Source organism: Curtobacterium sp. NPDC089185, assembly GCF_040685235.1.
In the GTDB taxonomy this organism is placed as follows: Bacteria; Actinomycetota; Actinomycetes; order Actinomycetales; family Microbacteriaceae; genus Curtobacterium; species Curtobacterium citri.
In genome coordinates this window covers 257,526-272,467 of record NZ_JBFBHK010000001.1, presented here as the reverse complement: position 1 = coordinate 272,467, position 14,942 = coordinate 257,526, and the positions used below count along the sequence as shown (strand labels likewise).

13 protein-coding genes are annotated in these 14,942 nt (G+C 73.5%); 11 read left to right on the top strand and 2 right to left on the bottom strand.

Going from position 1 to position 14,942, the window contains the following annotated elements; translation table 11 throughout:
- The first annotated feature begins 82 nt into the window (after positions 1-82).
- Both AB0N84_RS01265 and AB0N84_RS01260 read left to right on the top strand, forming a co-directional pair.
- Positions 83-1,168, top strand: a complete 1,086-nt coding sequence (locus AB0N84_RS01265) for a type III polyketide synthase (protein WP_363543231.1) — start codon at positions 83-85, stop codon at positions 1,166-1,168.
- A complete protein-coding gene (locus tag AB0N84_RS01260) occupies positions 1,165-1,884 on the top strand; it encodes a methyltransferase domain-containing protein (protein ID WP_363543229.1) in 720 nt (239 codons plus the stop codon). Before AB0N84_RS01265 ends, AB0N84_RS01260 begins: the two co-directional genes overlap by 4 nt.
- Before the next feature lie 33 nt (positions 1,885-1,917).
- On the opposite strand, the gene AB0N84_RS01255 is transcribed toward AB0N84_RS01260, so the two are convergent.
- Positions 1,918-2,970, bottom strand: coding sequence for a zinc-dependent alcohol dehydrogenase family protein (locus tag AB0N84_RS01255; RefSeq protein WP_182046464.1), 1,053 nt, complete (start codon positions 2,968-2,970; stop codon positions 1,918-1,920).
- A gap of 93 nt (positions 2,971-3,063) precedes the next feature.
- Here AB0N84_RS01255 and AB0N84_RS01250 point away from each other — a divergent pair, with 93 nt between their 5' ends.
- The 9 genes from AB0N84_RS01250 to AB0N84_RS01210 all read left to right on the top strand — a co-directional run bounded on the left by AB0N84_RS01250 (position 3,064) and on the right by AB0N84_RS01210 (position 13,273).
- Positions 3,064-4,008 (top strand): DUF3097 domain-containing protein, encoded by a 945-nt coding sequence (locus AB0N84_RS01250; RefSeq protein WP_289457705.1) that lies wholly within the window; start codon positions 3,064-3,066, stop codon positions 4,006-4,008.
- A 484-nt stretch (positions 4,009-4,492) separates the two neighbouring features.
- Entirely contained in the window at positions 4,493-5,143 is a 651-nt protein-coding gene (locus AB0N84_RS01245) for a spermidine/putrescine ABC transporter substrate-binding protein (protein WP_363543226.1), read from the top strand.
- Positions 5,144-5,173: 30 nt separating this feature from the next.
- Positions 5,174-5,578, top strand: coding sequence for a DUF3054 domain-containing protein (locus AB0N84_RS01240; RefSeq protein ID WP_363543224.1), 405 nt, complete (start codon positions 5,174-5,176; stop codon positions 5,576-5,578).
- 60 nt (positions 5,579-5,638) lie between these two features.
- Entirely contained in the window at positions 5,639-7,213 is a 1,575-nt protein-coding gene (locus AB0N84_RS01235; protein ID WP_363543222.1) for an inositol monophosphatase family protein, read from the top strand.
- Between the two features lie 114 nt (positions 7,214-7,327).
- Positions 7,328-8,227, top strand: a complete 900-nt coding sequence (locus tag AB0N84_RS01230) for a hypothetical protein (RefSeq protein ID WP_363543219.1) — start codon at positions 7,328-7,330, stop codon at positions 8,225-8,227.
- Positions 8,228-8,279: 52 nt separating this feature from the next.
- On the top strand, positions 8,280-9,377 hold the full coding sequence (locus tag AB0N84_RS01225; protein ID WP_289457701.1) for an ATP-binding cassette domain-containing protein: 1,098 nt from the start codon (positions 8,280-8,282) through the stop codon (positions 9,375-9,377).
- 29 nt (positions 9,378-9,406) lie between these two features.
- Positions 9,407-10,222: an ABC transporter permease gene (locus AB0N84_RS01220; protein WP_363543393.1), complete on the top strand. Its 816-nt coding sequence runs from the start codon at positions 9,407-9,409 to the stop codon at positions 10,220-10,222.
- A gap of 151 nt (positions 10,223-10,373) precedes the next feature.
- Complete coding sequence (locus AB0N84_RS01215; RefSeq protein WP_259346130.1) at positions 10,374-12,275, top strand: amino acid transporter; 1,902 nt, start codon at positions 10,374-10,376, stop codon at positions 12,273-12,275.
- Entirely contained in the window at positions 12,272-13,273 is a 1,002-nt protein-coding gene (locus tag AB0N84_RS01210) for an EamA family transporter (protein ID WP_363543216.1), read from the top strand. Before AB0N84_RS01215 ends, AB0N84_RS01210 begins: the two co-directional genes overlap by 4 nt.
- On the opposite strand, the gene AB0N84_RS01205 is transcribed toward AB0N84_RS01210, so the two are convergent.
- Positions 13,260-14,942 (bottom strand): long-chain-fatty-acid--CoA ligase, encoded by a 1,683-nt coding sequence (locus AB0N84_RS01205; RefSeq protein WP_363543213.1) that lies wholly within the window; start codon positions 14,940-14,942, stop codon positions 13,260-13,262. The genes AB0N84_RS01210 and AB0N84_RS01205 overlap by 14 nt on opposite strands.

The window sequence follows — 14,942 nt, the reverse complement described above, 5'->3', positions numbered from 1 at the left end:
CGGCTGCCGGGCCGTGCCCGGTGGGGAGCCTCCCGTCCGTCGTACCTGGGGAAGTGACAGCGACCAGGTGACAGGATGGGTCGTGACCGCAACGATCCGCGCCATCGGGACCGCCGTCCCCACCACCACCCTCGACCAGGCGGCGGTGCGGGACCTCTTCGTCGGGCAGCCCGACCTCGGCCGCCTCGGCAGGCGCATCGTGCCGGCGGCCTTCGACGTCTCGGCGGTCGAGCACCGACACACGGTGGTCGACGAGCTCGACGCGACGCGTCCGGGCGGCCTGTTCCGCGAGGACTCCGGCGCGCTCGTCTCGCCGTCCACCGGCACCCGGAACGACCGCTACCGGGACCTCGCGCCGGCGCTCTTCGTGGCCGCCGCACGCGACGCGGTCGAGCGGGCCGGCATCGAGCCCGACCGGGTCACCCACCTCGTCACCGTGTCGTGCACCGGGTTCACGCAACCGGGACCCGACATCGACGTCGTCGAGCAGCTCGGTCTGCCGGCGGGGGTGTTCCGGCACCACATCGGCTTCATGGGGTGCTGCGCGGCGTTCCCGGCGCTCCGGATCGCGGCCGCGTTCACCGAGGCCGACCCGGACGCCGTCGTGCTCGTGGTCTGCGCCGAGCTCTGCACCCTGCACGTCCGGGCCTCGGACGACCCGGACCAGATCGTCGCGAACAGCGTCTTCGGCGACGGCGCCGCGGCGGTGGTCGTCGCGCAGGGCGGTCCCGGACTGCGCATCGAGCGCTTCGCCACGGCGACGGTGCCGGAGGGTGCGTCCGAGATGGCCTGGAACATCGGTGACGAGGGGTTCGAGATGGTCCTCTCGACGGCGGTCCCGAAGCTCGTCGGCGTGCACGTCCCCGCCGCCGTCACGTCGCTGCTCGGCGAGGGCGAGACCTTCGCCGACGTCCCCGTGTGGGCCGTGCACCCCGGCGGCCGTGCCATCCTCGACCGGGCGCAGGACGCCCTGGCGCTGCCGGACACGGCGGTCTCCTCGAGTCGTGCCGTCCTCCGCGACCACGGGAACATGTCGAGCGCGACGGTGCTCTTCGTGCTGCGTGACGCGGTCGAGCGCGGACTGCCGAGCGGCACCCCGCTGGCGGCGGTCGCGTTCGGGCCCGGCCTGACGGTGGAGAGCGCGAGGCTCACGGCGGTCGGCGCGTGACCGGCGGCGACCGGGACCCCGACCTGCGCAACGTCGACCTGAGCGTCCGGGACACCGAGCTGCAGGAGCTCATGGACGACCCGGCATGCGACCCGCGTGCCCTCGACCGGACGTTCCGGCGCTTCGCCGTGGTGAACGCTCTGGTGAGCGGCTGGCGCGCGGTCTGGCGGACCCACGTCGTGCCGGCACTGCCCCCGAGCGGGCGTGCGCGCGTGCTCGACCTCGGGTGCGGCGGTGGCGACCTCGCCCGCTCGCTGGTGCGGTGGGCCGGCAGCGACGGCTTCTCGGTGGAGGTCGTGGGTGTCGACCCCGACGAGCGGGCGATCGCGGCCGCTCGTCGGTCGGCGACGCGGGGCGTCACCTTCCGGCAGGCGTCGAGCACCGACCTCGTCGCTGCGGGGGAGCGCTTCGACGTGGTCGTGTCGAACCACGTGCTGCACCACCTCGACGACGCGGCCCGGGTCGCGTTCCTCGCCGACTCCGAGCAGCTCGCGACCGGACGGAGCCTGCACTCCGACATCCGACGGTCGCGGCAGGCGTACCGGGCCTACGCGCTGGCGTCCCCGCTCGTGTCGGCCGGCACCTTCGTCCGCGTGGACGGACTGCGCTCGATCCGCCGGTCGTTCACGGTGCCGGAGCTGCAGGGGGTGCTGCCCGCGGGGTGGCGCGCCGAGCGGGCCGCCCCGCACCGGGTGCTCGCGGTGCGGGACGCCTGAGGGCCGGACCGCCGCGCTCGGGACGCTCCGTCCCTACGGGCGCAGCAGCACCTTGATCGCGCGACGCTCGTCCATCGCCGCGTACGCCTCCGCCGCCTGCTCGAGGGGCAGCTCGAGGTCGAACACCCGGCCCGGGTCGATCGCTCGCGAGAGCACGTCGGGCAGCAGCTCCTCGATGTAGGCGCGAGCAGGAGCCATGCCCCCGCCGACCGTGATGTTCTTCGCGAACAGGAACGGCATCGGCAGCTCGGGGTCGCCCGCGGGCACCCCGACGTAGCCGACCGCGCCACCGGGCCGCACGACCCGCAGCGCCTGGTCCATGCTCTCGGCGGTGCCGACGGCCTCGAGTGCGCAGTCGGCGAGGTCGCCGCCGAGCAGCTCGCGCACCGCGGCCACGCCCTCGTCGCCGCGGGTCTCGACGACGTCGGTCGCACCGAAGTCGCGGGCGAGGGCCTGGCGGTCGGCGTGCCGGCTCATCGCGATGATGCGCTCGGCGCCGAGCCGCGAGGCCGCGAGCACGGCGGACAGGCCCACCGCGCCGTCGCCGACGACCACGACGGTCTTGCCCGGGCCGACACCGGCCGAGACGGCGGCGTGGTGTCCGGTGGAGAACACGTCGGACAGGGTGAGGAGGGACGGCACCAGGTCGTCGTCCACCGGACCCGGCACGCGCACGAGCGTCGCCGCGGCGTCCGGGACGCGGACGTACTCGGCCTGGGCGCCGCCGAGCGGGTGGCCGTACGCGTCCGGCGTGACGCCGAACGTGGAGCCGTGGTCGCAGCCGCTCGTCATGCCGTGCGCGCAGGCCTGGCAGGTGCCGTCGTTCGTCGTGAACGGCGCGATGACGAAGTCGCCCACCGACAGGTCCGTGACGTCCGCGCCGACGGACTCGACGACGCCGACGAACTCGTGCCCGATGGCGCGCGGCTCCTTCGTGTCGCGGACGCCGCGGTAGGGCCAGAGGTCCGAGCCGCAGACACAGGCCGCGGTGACCTTGACGACGGCGTCGGTGGGATCGATGAGGACGGGGGCGTCACGCTCCTCGACGCGGATGTCGCGGGGGGCGTGGATGACGGTTGCGCGCACGGTGGTGCCTTCCGATCGGGGTGGTCGCGGCGCGTACGGGACGCGCCAGGGATCCGGCGCCGTTGCGGGACCCGTCGACACTACGCTTCCCGGGTGGACGACGACCGGTACGGCAGCGACGTGCTCTCGGGCGACTGGCGCGCGAAGGGCGTGAAGAAGGTGCGGCAGGTGCCGCTCGAGCGCGACATGGTCCTCGAGGACCCGGACTCCGGCTGGGCCGGGGCCGTCGTGGGGCTCGAGGCGGGCAACGTCTCCCTCGAGGACTGGAAGGGCCGCACCCGCGCCTTCCCCTTCACCGGGCAGTTCCTGCTCGAGGGCGAGCTCGTCACGCTCGGCCGCCCGCAGGCCCCGGTCGGTCGGTCTGCCGCGGCACCCGCCGGCCCGGCCGGTCGGATCGGTGCCGTCCACTCGGACTGGAGGCCCGGCTCGGCTCCGGCGGTCCGCCAGGCCTCCGGCGGCGGTCGCCTCCGCACCGCCTCCGGCTCGTTCGCCGTCGAGTCGCAACGTGCTCGCGTCGCCCTGCCCTCCCGGATCATGGTCGAGGGCAGGCACGACGCCGAGCTCGTGGAGAAGGTCTGGGGGTCGGACCTCCGCGTCGAGGGCGTCGTCGTCGAGTACCTCGAGGGTGTCGACAACCTCGCCGACGTGCTCGACGAGTTCCGCCCCGACCGTTCCCGCCGCGTGGGCGTCCTGGTCGACCACCTCGTCCCCGGGTCGAAGGAGTCCCGCTTCGCCGACGCCGTGATGCGCGGGAAGTGGGGCGCGCACGTGCTCGTGGTCGGGCACCCGTTCGTCGACGTCTGGCAGTCGGTGAAGCCCGCGCGCCTCGGGCTCGAGGCGTGGCCGACGATCCCGCGCTCGATCGAGTGGAAGAAGGGCATCCTGCAGCACCTCGGGTGGCCCGCCGAGGACCAGGCCGACGTCGCCCGGGCGTGGCAGCGGATCCTCGGGCAGGTGCGGACGTTCGCCGACCTCGAGCCGCAGTTGCTCGGCCGGGTCGAGGAACTCATCGACTTCGTGACGGAACCGCAGGGCTGAGGACCCGGCCCCGTCGTGACGCGGGCCGCGCGTTCGGCGGCGCCGCGCCTCCCGTCCGTCCCGCAGTGCGCGAGCGGGCGGTCCCTGCTGGTCCCCACGCGCCTCCCGTCCCGTTTCCGCCCGCTCGCGGGCGATGCGGGCGCGTGGTGTGCGCTCCCGCGCCGAGCGGGCGGATCGCGCGCCGGCGAGCCGACAGCCGGGTCCGTTTCCGCCCGCTCGTGGGTGCGGGGCGGCCGAACCGGGGACGGCGTCCCGCGTCGAGCGGGCGGAACCTGCGGGGCCGTGCGTGCCTCCTGTCCCGTTTCCGCCCGCTCGCGTGCATGGACGGGGACGGAGACGAGCCCGAGCGGGGCTGGGCCGAGTCGCGGACGGCGTCCTGCGGCGGGCGGGCGGAAGGTGTGCCGTCGCGCGTCCTCCCGGTCCCGTTTCCGCCCGCTCGCGCGCGGCCCGGGGCGATCGCGGCCGCCCGGCCTAGTGTTGAGGGATGGACGGCATCGACGGGCGTGTGCGGGGCGCCGTCGACCTCTGGCTCCGCTGGCTGCCGCGGTGGCAGATCGGCACCGCCCGTCCTCGGACCCGGATCTGCCGGAAGTGCACGGGGTCGCCGATCGCGACCGCCGCGGGCTTCGGGCCGGACGTACCGCACGCGGTGCAGCACGCGCTCATCGGTCGGATCTCGACCATCGTCGAGGACGCCGTCGACGAGTACACGGCGAGGAACCTGCCGCTGCTGCAACGGGAGCTCGAACGCGCCGCGGCACGGAAGCGGCACGCGGGCTACCAACCGACCGAGGGCCTGTCGCCCGAGTTCCAGGGCCTCGACGTCGACCCTGAGCCGTCGCCCGGCGAGCCGTTCCTCTTCACCCTCGACGAGCTCACCGGCACCGGGGCGAGGCAGCAGGAGCCGCGCGAGCCGCTGTCCGACGAGGCGAAGGCCGCGCTCCGGCACGAGATCGCCCTGTCGGACGAGTGCGCCCGCGCGACGGGGACGGCGGTGTGCCTGGCGCTCGTGGAGCACCGGCCGCGGATCGCCGAGGCCGTCGAGCGCCTGGTCGAGCCGCAGATCGCCGCGCTCGTCTCGGACATGTTCCGCGGGTTCGACGGCCCGGAGGCGGGACGCGACGGCCTGTTCTGAGGGCGCCCGGCGGAGTGGGACGATGGACTCGTGACTCGCACCCGGGCCTGGCTAGCAGCCGTCGTCGACATCGTCCTCATCGTCGCGTTCGCGCTGATCGGGCGGTCGTCCCACGCCGAGGCCGCGTCGCCGATCGGGCTCTGGACGACGGCGTACCCGTTCCTGGCCGGCTGGGCGGTGGGCTGGCTGGTCGTACGCGGGTGGGCCCGTCCGATGCGCCTGTGGCCCACCGGCGTCGTCGTCTGGGTGGCCGCGGTCGCGATCGGGATGCTGCTCCGGGTGCTGACCGGGCAGGGCGACGTCGCCGGGGACCCGCTGCCGCTGTCCTTCGTCATCGTCGCGACGATCTCGCTCGCGGTGTTCCTGCTCGGGTGGCGCGCGGTCGTCCGCCTGGTCGCCGCCCGCTCGGGTCGACGGGGTCGCGGCCGGGTCTGATCCGGACCGCGTTCACCCGCTGGTCACCCGGAGGCCACCCCGGCCCGACAGCATGCCGGGATGACGACGCTCGACCAGGCCACCGTCGGACCGGACCGCGACGGGCGCGGCGCACGGACCCTCCCGCGGCTCGTGGCTCGTCGGGGCGCTCCTCGGGTCCGGCGCGAGGACACGCTGCCGGCGATCGCCGTCGCGGAGGCACTCGGCGCCGACGTCGTCGAGGTCGACGTCCGCCGCACGGCCGACGGCGTCGCGGTGCTGCTGCACGACGAGACCCTCGGACGGCTCTGGGGTGATCCCCGCCGGGTCGCGGACGTCCCCTGGTGCGACGTCGCCCGTCTGGGGAACGGGCTCGACCGCATCCCGCGCCTCGATGCCGTGCTCGAACGCCTCGACGGGTGCCGCTCCGGGTTGCTCCTCCGGGTCGAGGACCCGGCGGACGCCCTCGTCGCCACGCGCACGGTCGCTGCGTCGACCTGGGACACGGCCGTGGCGTGGACCGGGACGCCCGAGGTGCTCGCCACGGTCCGGGCCGCGCTGCCCGACGCGGACACCTGGTTGCCCTGGGAGTCCCTCGCGGCGCCGACCGCGGACGACACGGAGGGCCTCGGGTCCACCACGCTCTTGGTCGACGACGTCTTCCTGACGCCGGACACCGTCCGGGCCGCCCACGAGGCTGGGATGGCGGTCGCGGTGCGGACGGTCGACGAGCCGGAACCGGTCCGGTGGGCCGCCCGCCTGGGCGCCGACCTCATCGCGACGGACGACGTCGCCTCCGCGCGGGCCGTGCTGGCCGGTGGTGAGCGGGACGGCTGGGCGCGACCCGACCGTGAGCCGACCGAGGAGGAGGTCGCGACGCGTGCACAGGCCCTCGCGCACCGGATCGCCCACGAGGTCATCGCCTTCACCCGGGAGCACCCGGTCGGTCGGGTGTCGTCCGGAGGTGTCCCCGCCGCACCGGTCACCGACGTCGACCGGGCGGTCGAGCGCCTCGTGCGCGCCCGCGTCCGGGCGGCCTTCCCGACGCACGGCTTCACCGGTGAGGAGTACGGGGACGCACCCGGCGACCGGTACCGCTGGTACCTCGACCCGGTCGACGGCACGACCAATCTGGTGAACGGGCTGCCCTGGACCGCGATGTCGCTCTGCCTGACCCGCGGCGGTCGCCCCGTGGTCGGTGTCGTCGCGGACCCGTGGCGAGGTGAGGTGCTCGAGGCCCGCCGGGGTCGCGGGGCGGTCGTCCGCGACGTCCCGCTCCGCCTCGACGACGCCCCGCGTGCGCTCGCCGGTGCCGTGGTCGGCGCCGAGTCCGGCGGTCCCGGGGCCTGGGCCGCACTCGGTGCGCTCGCGGAGGCCCTGGCCGACCGGTCGTGCGCCGTCCGGGTGATGGGCTCGAGCACGCTGACGATCGCGCAGGTCGCCGCCGGCCGCGGGATCGGCGGGTGCGTCCCCGCGTTCGACCCGGTGGACCACGGGGCGGCCGTGCTGCTCGTGCTCGAGGCGGGCGGCGTCGTGCTGACCCGGGCCGGTTCCGTCGACGGCTTCCCGCGCGTCGGTGAACCGTTCCTGGTCGCGCACCCAGGCGCCGCCGACGAGCTGCACGCGGTGTGGACGAGCGCGCTCGGGAGTCGCTGACGCCGCTCTCGGCCAGTTCTGTGCAGGCGTACAGTCAGCGGTCGTCGTCGCTGCCTACGGTGGGGAGCGACGGACCGACCCGACCGGGTCGGACCGCACCGAAGGAGCAACGACATGGGTTTCCTCGACCGACTGCTCGGCCGACCCGAGCGTGACCGTGGCCAGCAGGACCAGTGGGGACAGCCCCAGCCGCCCCAGCAGCAGCAGCCCCAGCAGGGCTACCGGTACGGGCAGCAGTCCTACCAGGTGCCCCCCGTGTCGCAGGGGCAGGGGCAGGGGCAGGGGCAGGGGCAGCAGTACGGCGGCCAGCAGTACGGCACGCCGCAGTGGGGCGGCCCCGCACAGGGGACCGGCCAGCAGGGTGCCGGCCAGCAGGGCGCCGGGCAGCAGGGGGGCGCCTCCTCCGACGACGAGCGCGCCGTCGAGCGGTACCGCTACCTGCTCCGCACGGCCCCGCCCGAGCGCATCGAGGAGGTCCACGCCGAGGCGTTCGCGACCCTGACGCCCGAGCAGCGCCGGATGGTCTACGACGAGTTCACGCGGAGCGCCCCCGACGGCGAGGCCCCGCGCGGCGACGACCCCCGGTCGCTCGCCCAGGCGGCGACCCGGTCCGAGATCCGGCAGCCCGGCTTCATGGAGCGCTCGCTCGGCGGCATGAACGGCGGCGGCATGAACGGCGGCGGCATGATGGGCCAGCGCGGCGGCGGCCCGTCGTTCGGTCGCATGATCGGTGCGTCGATCCTCGGAACGGTCGCCGGCTACGTCATCGGGTCGACGCTCATGAGCGCGTTCCTGCCCGACGCCGGATCGTTCGACGGCGGTACCGACGCTGCGGGCGACGGCGGTTCGGAGGACACTGGTGCCGACTCCGGTGACGGTGGCGCGGCCGACGGTGGCTCCGGCGACGCGGGCGCGGCCGACGGCGGCGGGTTCGAGAGCGCGGGCTGGGGCGACGGCGGAGGCGACTTCGGCGGCGGGTTCGGCGACTTCGGCGGTGGCGACTTCGACGTCTGAGTGACGTCGACGCTCCCGCCGCCCCACGACGACGTGGACGACGAGGAGCGACATGGCCATCATCGAAGCCTCCGGGCTGACCAAGACCTACCGATCACGGTCGGGTCCGGTGCACGCACTGGCCGGACTCGACCTCTCCGTCCCCGAGGGCACGGTGACGGCGTTGCTCGGCCCGAACGGCGCCGGCAAGACCACCACGGTGAAGGTGCTCACGACGCTCGTCGTGCCGGACAGCGGTCGGGCGACGATCGACGGCGTCGACGTCGTGGCCGAACCCCAGGCGACCCGCCGGTCGATCGGTGTGTCCGGGCAGTACGCCGCGGTCGACGAGAACCTGACCGGGGCCGAGAACCTCGAGATGGTGGGCCGGCTGTACCACCTCGGCCGGCGGGCGGCCCGGGCACGGGCCCGTGAGCTCATCGAGGTGTTCGACCTCGCCGAGGCCGGCGACCGTCCCGTCAAGGGCTTCTCCGGCGGCATGCGGCGGCGCATCGACCTCGCGGGTGCACTCGTGGCGAACCCGCGCGTGCTGTTCCTCGACGAGCCGACGACCGGGCTCGACCCCCGGAGCCGGCTCGCGCTCTGGGGGATCATCGAGGGGCTCGTCGCCGACGGCGCCACCGTGCTCCTCACCACGCAGTACCTGGAGGAGGCGGACCAGCTCGCGGACGACATCGCGGTCATCGACGACGGCCGGGTCATCGCCGAGGGCACCGCGGACCAGCTCAAGGCCCAGGTGGGCGGCCACCGGGTCGTCGTCACGCTGGTCGACGAGGACGACCGGGAGGCCGTGGTCACCACCCTGCGTCGGTACGGCGTGGGTGCCGTGGAGACCTCGGCGGACGGGCGCACCTCCGGCATCGCGGTGGACGCCGGACCCGCGGCGCTCCAGCGGGTGCTCGCCGACCTCGACGAGGCCGGCGTCCGGCTCCACGACGCCGGCATGCGGCGGCCGACACTCGACGACGTCTTCCTGCGCCTGACCGGACACGCGGCCACGGCCGTGGAGGGGGAGGCGTCGGACGCGACGGGCGGGACGGACGCGGGGCGGGCCTCCCGGCCGGGCCGACGCGACCGTGGTGGAGCCGACGGTGCCGACGCGGTCGCGAGCGGCGACACGACGGACGCGACGCCGGAGCGTGTGCGGTGACCGCCGTCGACGCACGGACCCGACGGCAGCTGCCGGTGGTCGTGACCTCGCCCGTGGCGATCTGGTTCGAGGACGGCTGGACCGTCACGAAGCGGAACCTCACGAAGATCAAGCGCTCGCCGGACATGCTCGTGTTCGCCGTGCTGCAGCCGATCATGTTCGTGCTGCTCTTCAGCCAGGTGTACGGCGGGGCGATCCAGGTGCGCGGGACCGACTACACGCAGTTCCTCATGGCCGGGATCTTCGCGCAGACCGTCGTGTTCGGGGCGACGTTCTCCGGGTCGGCGATGGCGCAGGACCTCAAGGAGGGGCTCGTCGACCGTTTCCGCACCCTGCCGATGTCGTTGTCCGCGGTGCTCGTCGGGCGCACGAACTCGGACCTCGTCCTCAACGCGATCTCCATGGTGATCATGATGCTGACCGGCCTGGCGGTCGGGTGGCGCGTGCAGTCGGCGCCGCACGAGTTCCTCGCCGGGATCGGCCTGCTGCTGCTGTTCAGCTACGCCTTCAGCTGGGTGATGGCGCTGCTCGGGATGAGCGTCCGGACGCCGGAGGTCATCAACAACGCGTCCTTCATGGTCCTGTTCCCGTTGACGTTCATCTCGAACGCGTTCGTCCCGAGCGACACGATGCCGCTCGTGCTGCGGGTCTTCGCCGAGTGGAACCCCGTCTCGTCGCTCGTGCAGGCCGCGCGGGAGCTGTTCGGCAACGTCGGCACCGCCCCGGTGCCCGACGTCTGGACGATGCAGCACCCCGTCGCGACCGTGCTCGTCGGCATCGCGGTGCTGCTCGTCGTGTTCGTGCCCCTGGCCGTGCGGAAGTACACGCGGATCAGCGCGGGGTGACGCACCGTCCACCGATCCTCGACCGGGGGTCCCGGAGCGTGGTCCGGACCGCTTACCATCGTCTCTCGTGACCGCGACCGAAGCCGAGCGCGCCGCCCAGCGCGGTGCCACCGAGCGACCCGCCGAGCGCAGCAGCCGGCTGCGGGGCTGGATGCTGCACGGTGCCGACCAGGGGGCCTCGCACCAGGGCCCGCACCAGGTGGAGGTCGAGAAGACCCACTCGTGGTGGCGCGTGATGTGCCTGACCGGCGTCGACTACTTCTCGACGCTGGGCTACCAGCCCGCGATCGCCGCGCTCGCCGCAGGGCTGCTGTCGCCGATCGCGACCATCGTGCTCGTGCTCGTGACGCTGTTCGGCGCGCTGCCCGTGTACCGCCGGGTGGCGTCGGACAGCTTCAAGGGCGCCGGTTCGATCATGATGCTCGAGAAGCTCCTGCCCTGGTGGGCCGGCAAGCTCTTCGTGCTCGTGCTGCTCGGGTTCGCGGTGACCGACTTCATGATCACGATGACGCTCTCGGCCGCCGACGCCACCGCGCACATCGCCGAGAACCCGTTCACGCCGCACTGGTTCACCGAGATCCCGGTGCCGATCACGCTCGTGCTGCTGCTCCTGCTCGGGATCGTCTTCCTCCGCGGGTTCAAGGAGGCCATCGGGATCGCCGTCGGGCTCGTCGCGGTGTTCCTCCTGCTGAACGCCGTCGTGATCGTCGTCGCGCTGTGGCACGTGTTCGAGCGCCCGGTCGTGGCCACCGACTGGTGGTCGAACCTGACCGCGCAGCACAGCAACCCGCTCGTCATGATCGGCATCGCGCTCGTGGTCTTCCCGAAGCTCGCGCTCGGCCTGTCCGGCTTCGAGACCGGTGTCGCCGTCATGCCGCAGGTGCGCGGCGGCGCGGGCGACGACCCGAGCGGTCGACCGGAGGGCCGGATCCGCGGGACGAAGCGGCTGCTCACGACCGCGGCGATCATCATGAGCACGTTCCTCATCACGTCGTCGATCGCCACCACGTTCCTCATCCCGCAGCAGGAGTTCCAGCCGGGCGGCGGCGCGAACGGTCGTGCGTTGGCGTTCCTCGCGCACGAGTACCTCGGCAACGTGTTCGGATCGGTGTACGACTTCTCGACCGTCGCGATCCTCTGGTTCGCCGGCGCGAGCGCGATGGCGGGCCTGCTGAACCTCGTCCCGCGCTTCCTGCCGCGGTACGGCATGGCACCGCAGTGGGCCCGCGCGACCCGACCGCTCGTCATCATCTTCACGCTCATCGCCTTCGCGATCACGATCATCTTCGAGGCGAACGTCGACGCCCAGGGCGGCGCGTACGCGACCGGCGTCCTCGTGCTCATCACGAGTGCGGCGGTCGCGGTGACGCTGTCCGCTCGGCGGAAGCAGCAGAAGAAGCGCACGATCGGCTTCGGGATCATCGCCGTCGTGTTCGTCTACACGACCGTGGCGAACGTCATCGAGCGGCCCGACGGCGTCCGGATCGCGGCGGTCTTCATCATCGCCATCGTCGTGGTGTCGCTCGTGTCCCGGGTCCGGCGGTCGTTCGAGCTCCGGGCGTCGTCGATCGAGCTCGACGCGGTCGCGCGGCAGTTCATCGAGGCCGACGCCGACCAGTTCAGCTCGGTCTGCATCATCGCGAACGAGCCGGGTGCCGGCACCGCCGAGGCGTACCGGTCGAAGGGTCGTGAGGAACGCCGCGACTCCGGCATCCCGGCGCGTGTGCCGACGATGTTCCTCGAGGTCCTGCAGGCCGACTCCTCCGACTTCGAGGAGGACCTGGTGGTCGAGGGACACGTCGTCCAGGGACACCGCGTGCTCCGCGTCCGGTCCGGCAACGTCCCGAACACGATCGCGTCGACGCTGCTCGCCGTGCGCGACATCGCCGGTGTGGTGCCGAGCATCTACTTCGAGTGGAACGAGGGCAGTCCGATCCGGAACGCCCTGCGCTTCGTCTTCACCGGTGTCGGCGACGTCGCCCCGGTCACCCGTGAGGTCCTCCGCGAAGCCGAACCGGACGTGCACCGCAGGCCGACCGTCCACGTGTCGTGACGTCCGTGGCGGGCGGCGGGCGTGCCTCCCGTCCGGTCGTCGGCGGCTCGGCGGCGGTCCTCGTCGCCGCGACGGTGTGGGGCACGACGGGGACCGCGACGCACTTCGCGCCCGGGGTGCCTGCGTTCGTGTTCGGGGCGGTGACGTTCGGGCTCGGCGGCCTCCTGCTCGCCGCGACGACCGGTCGCGGCGCCGTGCGTGCCCTGGTGCAGCGAGACACTCGTCGCTGGGTGGTCCTCGGTGCCGCGTCGCTCGTCGTGTACGCGGTCGCGTTCTACGCGGCGCTGGCGGAGGCCGGGGTCGCCCTCGGCACGACGGTGGCGATCGGGACGTCGCCGCTGTTCGCGGGCCTCGTCGAGTGGGCAGCGGACGGGAGGCGCGTCTCCGGCAGGTGGGTCGTCGCCACCCTGGTCAGCGTGGTCGGCATGGTCGTCGTGACGGTCGCGCGGTCGGAGGCGCCGGGCAGCGGCTCGCTGCCGCTCGGGCTCGGGAGCGCGCTGGTCGCCGGCCTGACGTACGCGACGTACTCGTGGGCGGTCGCGCGGGGGATGCGCGCGGCAGGCACGCCCGGCGTGGCGTCGGTGGCCGCTCGTGCGTCCGTTCCCGGACGCGCCGTCGTCGTTCCCGGGCGCGCCGTCGTCGGCGCGGTGTTCGGGCTGGCGGCGGTCCCGCTCGTGGTGGTGCTCGTGCTCTGGTGCACGGTCGGCGCCGGGCCGGACGCGCTGGCTCCCGCGCACTGGCCGGTGTTCGGGTACCTCGCGCTCGTCCCGACGGTGCTCGGCCACTCGCTCTACGCGGTCGGCCTCCGCCACGTGAGCGCCTCGGTCGCGACCCTGCTGTCGCTCTTCGAACCGGTCGTGGCGGCGGTCCTCGCGGTGCTCGTGGTCGGCGAGCACCTCGGCGCGGTCGGCTGGGCCGGCATCGGGCTCGTGGTCGTCGGACTGGGGCTGCTCGCGCTGCCGGGTCGTCGGCGACCCGGCAGCGCTACCGACCGGTGATCTGGTCGCGCACCTTGCGGCGGAGGACCTTGCCGATCATCGACCGGGGCAGGTCCTCGACCACGACGATGCGCCGCGGCACCTTGTACGCCGCGAGCTGGTCGCGGGACCACGCGCGCAGGGCCTCGGCGTCGAAGGTCGCCGGGTCCTTCGGCACGACGGCCGCGACGACCTGCTCGTTGCCGGACTGCGTGATGCCGATGACGGCGACCTCGCGGACGCTGGCGTGCTTGAGCAGGGCGTCCTCGACCTCGGACGGCGACACGTTGAAGCCGCCGGTGATGATGAGCTCCTTGAGCCGGTCCACGATGCTGACGAAGCCGTCGGCGTCGATCGACACGACGTCGCCCGTGCGGAACCAGCCGTCGGGCGTGAAGACCTCGTCGGTCGCCTCGGCCTTGCCCCAGTAGCCGCGGAACACCTGCGGGCCCTTGACCTGGAGTTCGCCGGCCTCGCCCGTGCCGAGCACCTTCGACGGGTCGTCCGGGTCGACCACACGCGCCTCGGTGGAGGACAGCGGCAGGCCGATCGCGCCGAGCCGACGCTCGGGCGAGACCGGGTTCGCCATCAGGACGGGGGAGCACTCGGACAGCCCGTAGCCCTCGACGAGCCAGCCGCCGGTGCGGGCCTCCCACGGCTCGACGACGCTCTGCGACAGGGGCATGGCACCGGAGATGCCGATCTCGATGCCCTGCAGCGAGACCTTCGCCGAGTCGGCGGCGTGCTGCAGGCGCGTGTAGATCGGCGGCACGGCCGGCAGGAACGTCGGCGGGTGCTTCTTCATGGCCTTGAGGACGAGTGCCGGGTCGAATGCGGGGAAGAGCACGAGCCGTGAGGCCATGCTCATCGCGAAGGTCAGGCACAGCGTCAGGCCGTACGCGTGGAACATCGGGAGCACCGCGTAGACGGTGTTGTCGCCCCGGCGGATCGTCGGGACCCAGGCCCGTGCCTGTGCGGCGTTCGCCAGGAGGTTGCGGTGGCTCAGCACGGCACCCTTCGGCACGCCGGTCGTCCCCGACGTGTACTGGATGAGCGCGACGTCGGTGGTCGCCGGGCGCGGGTGGCGCTTCGACAGCTTCCGGGTCGACGCCAGGTCGTCCCACTTCGTCGTGCCGCGGACCGTCGTCGTCAGCTTCGCGCGGGACGCACGGGCCTTCGCGACCGGGAGCGACAGGGCGATCCGGGTGGTGCGCGGCATCGCACGGGTGAGGTCGACCGAGACGATCGCGTCGAGCGCGAGGTCGGCGGGGAAGTCCTGCAGCGTCGCGACGGACTTGTCCCAGGCGATGGCGACCTTCGCGCCGTGGTCCTCGAACTGGTGTCGGAGTTCGCGCGCCGTGTAGAGCGGGTTGTGCTCGACGACGATCGCGCCGAGCCGGAGCACCGCGTAGAACGCCACGACGTGCTGGGGGCAGTTCGGCAGCACGATCGCCACGCGGTCGCCCGCACCGACGCCGAGCTTCCGGAGGCCGTTCGCCGCCCGGAGGATCTGTTCCTCGAGGTCGGCGTACGACGTCGTCCTGCCGAAGAACTCGAGCGCCACCCTCCCCGGGAACTGCTGCGCGGATCCCTCCACGATGTCGTACAGCGAGCCCGTGGGCTCGTCGATGTCGTGCGGGACCCCCGGGGCGTACGAGGCAAGCCAGGGACGAGGCGTGTCGATGCTCAC

What these genes read in the sequence shown, in the direction of transcription:
- AB0N84_RS01245 (WP_363543226.1), top strand. Translation starts at nt 4,493, where the DNA reads ATGGACGGCATCGACGGGCGTGTGCGGGGCGCCGTCGACCTCTGGCTC.
- AB0N84_RS01235 (WP_363543222.1), top strand. Translation starts at nt 5,639, where the DNA reads ATGACGACGCTCGACCAGGCCACCGTCGGACCGGACCGCGACGGGCGC.
- AB0N84_RS01230 (WP_363543219.1), top strand. Translation starts at nt 7,328, where the DNA reads ATGGGTTTCCTCGACCGACTGCTCGGCCGACCCGAGCGTGACCGTGGC.
- AB0N84_RS01225 (WP_289457701.1), top strand. Translation starts at nt 8,280, where the DNA reads ATGGCCATCATCGAAGCCTCCGGGCTGACCAAGACCTACCGATCACGG.
- AB0N84_RS01215 (WP_259346130.1), top strand. Translation starts at nt 10,374, where the DNA reads ATGCTGCACGGTGCCGACCAGGGGGCCTCGCACCAGGGCCCGCACCAG.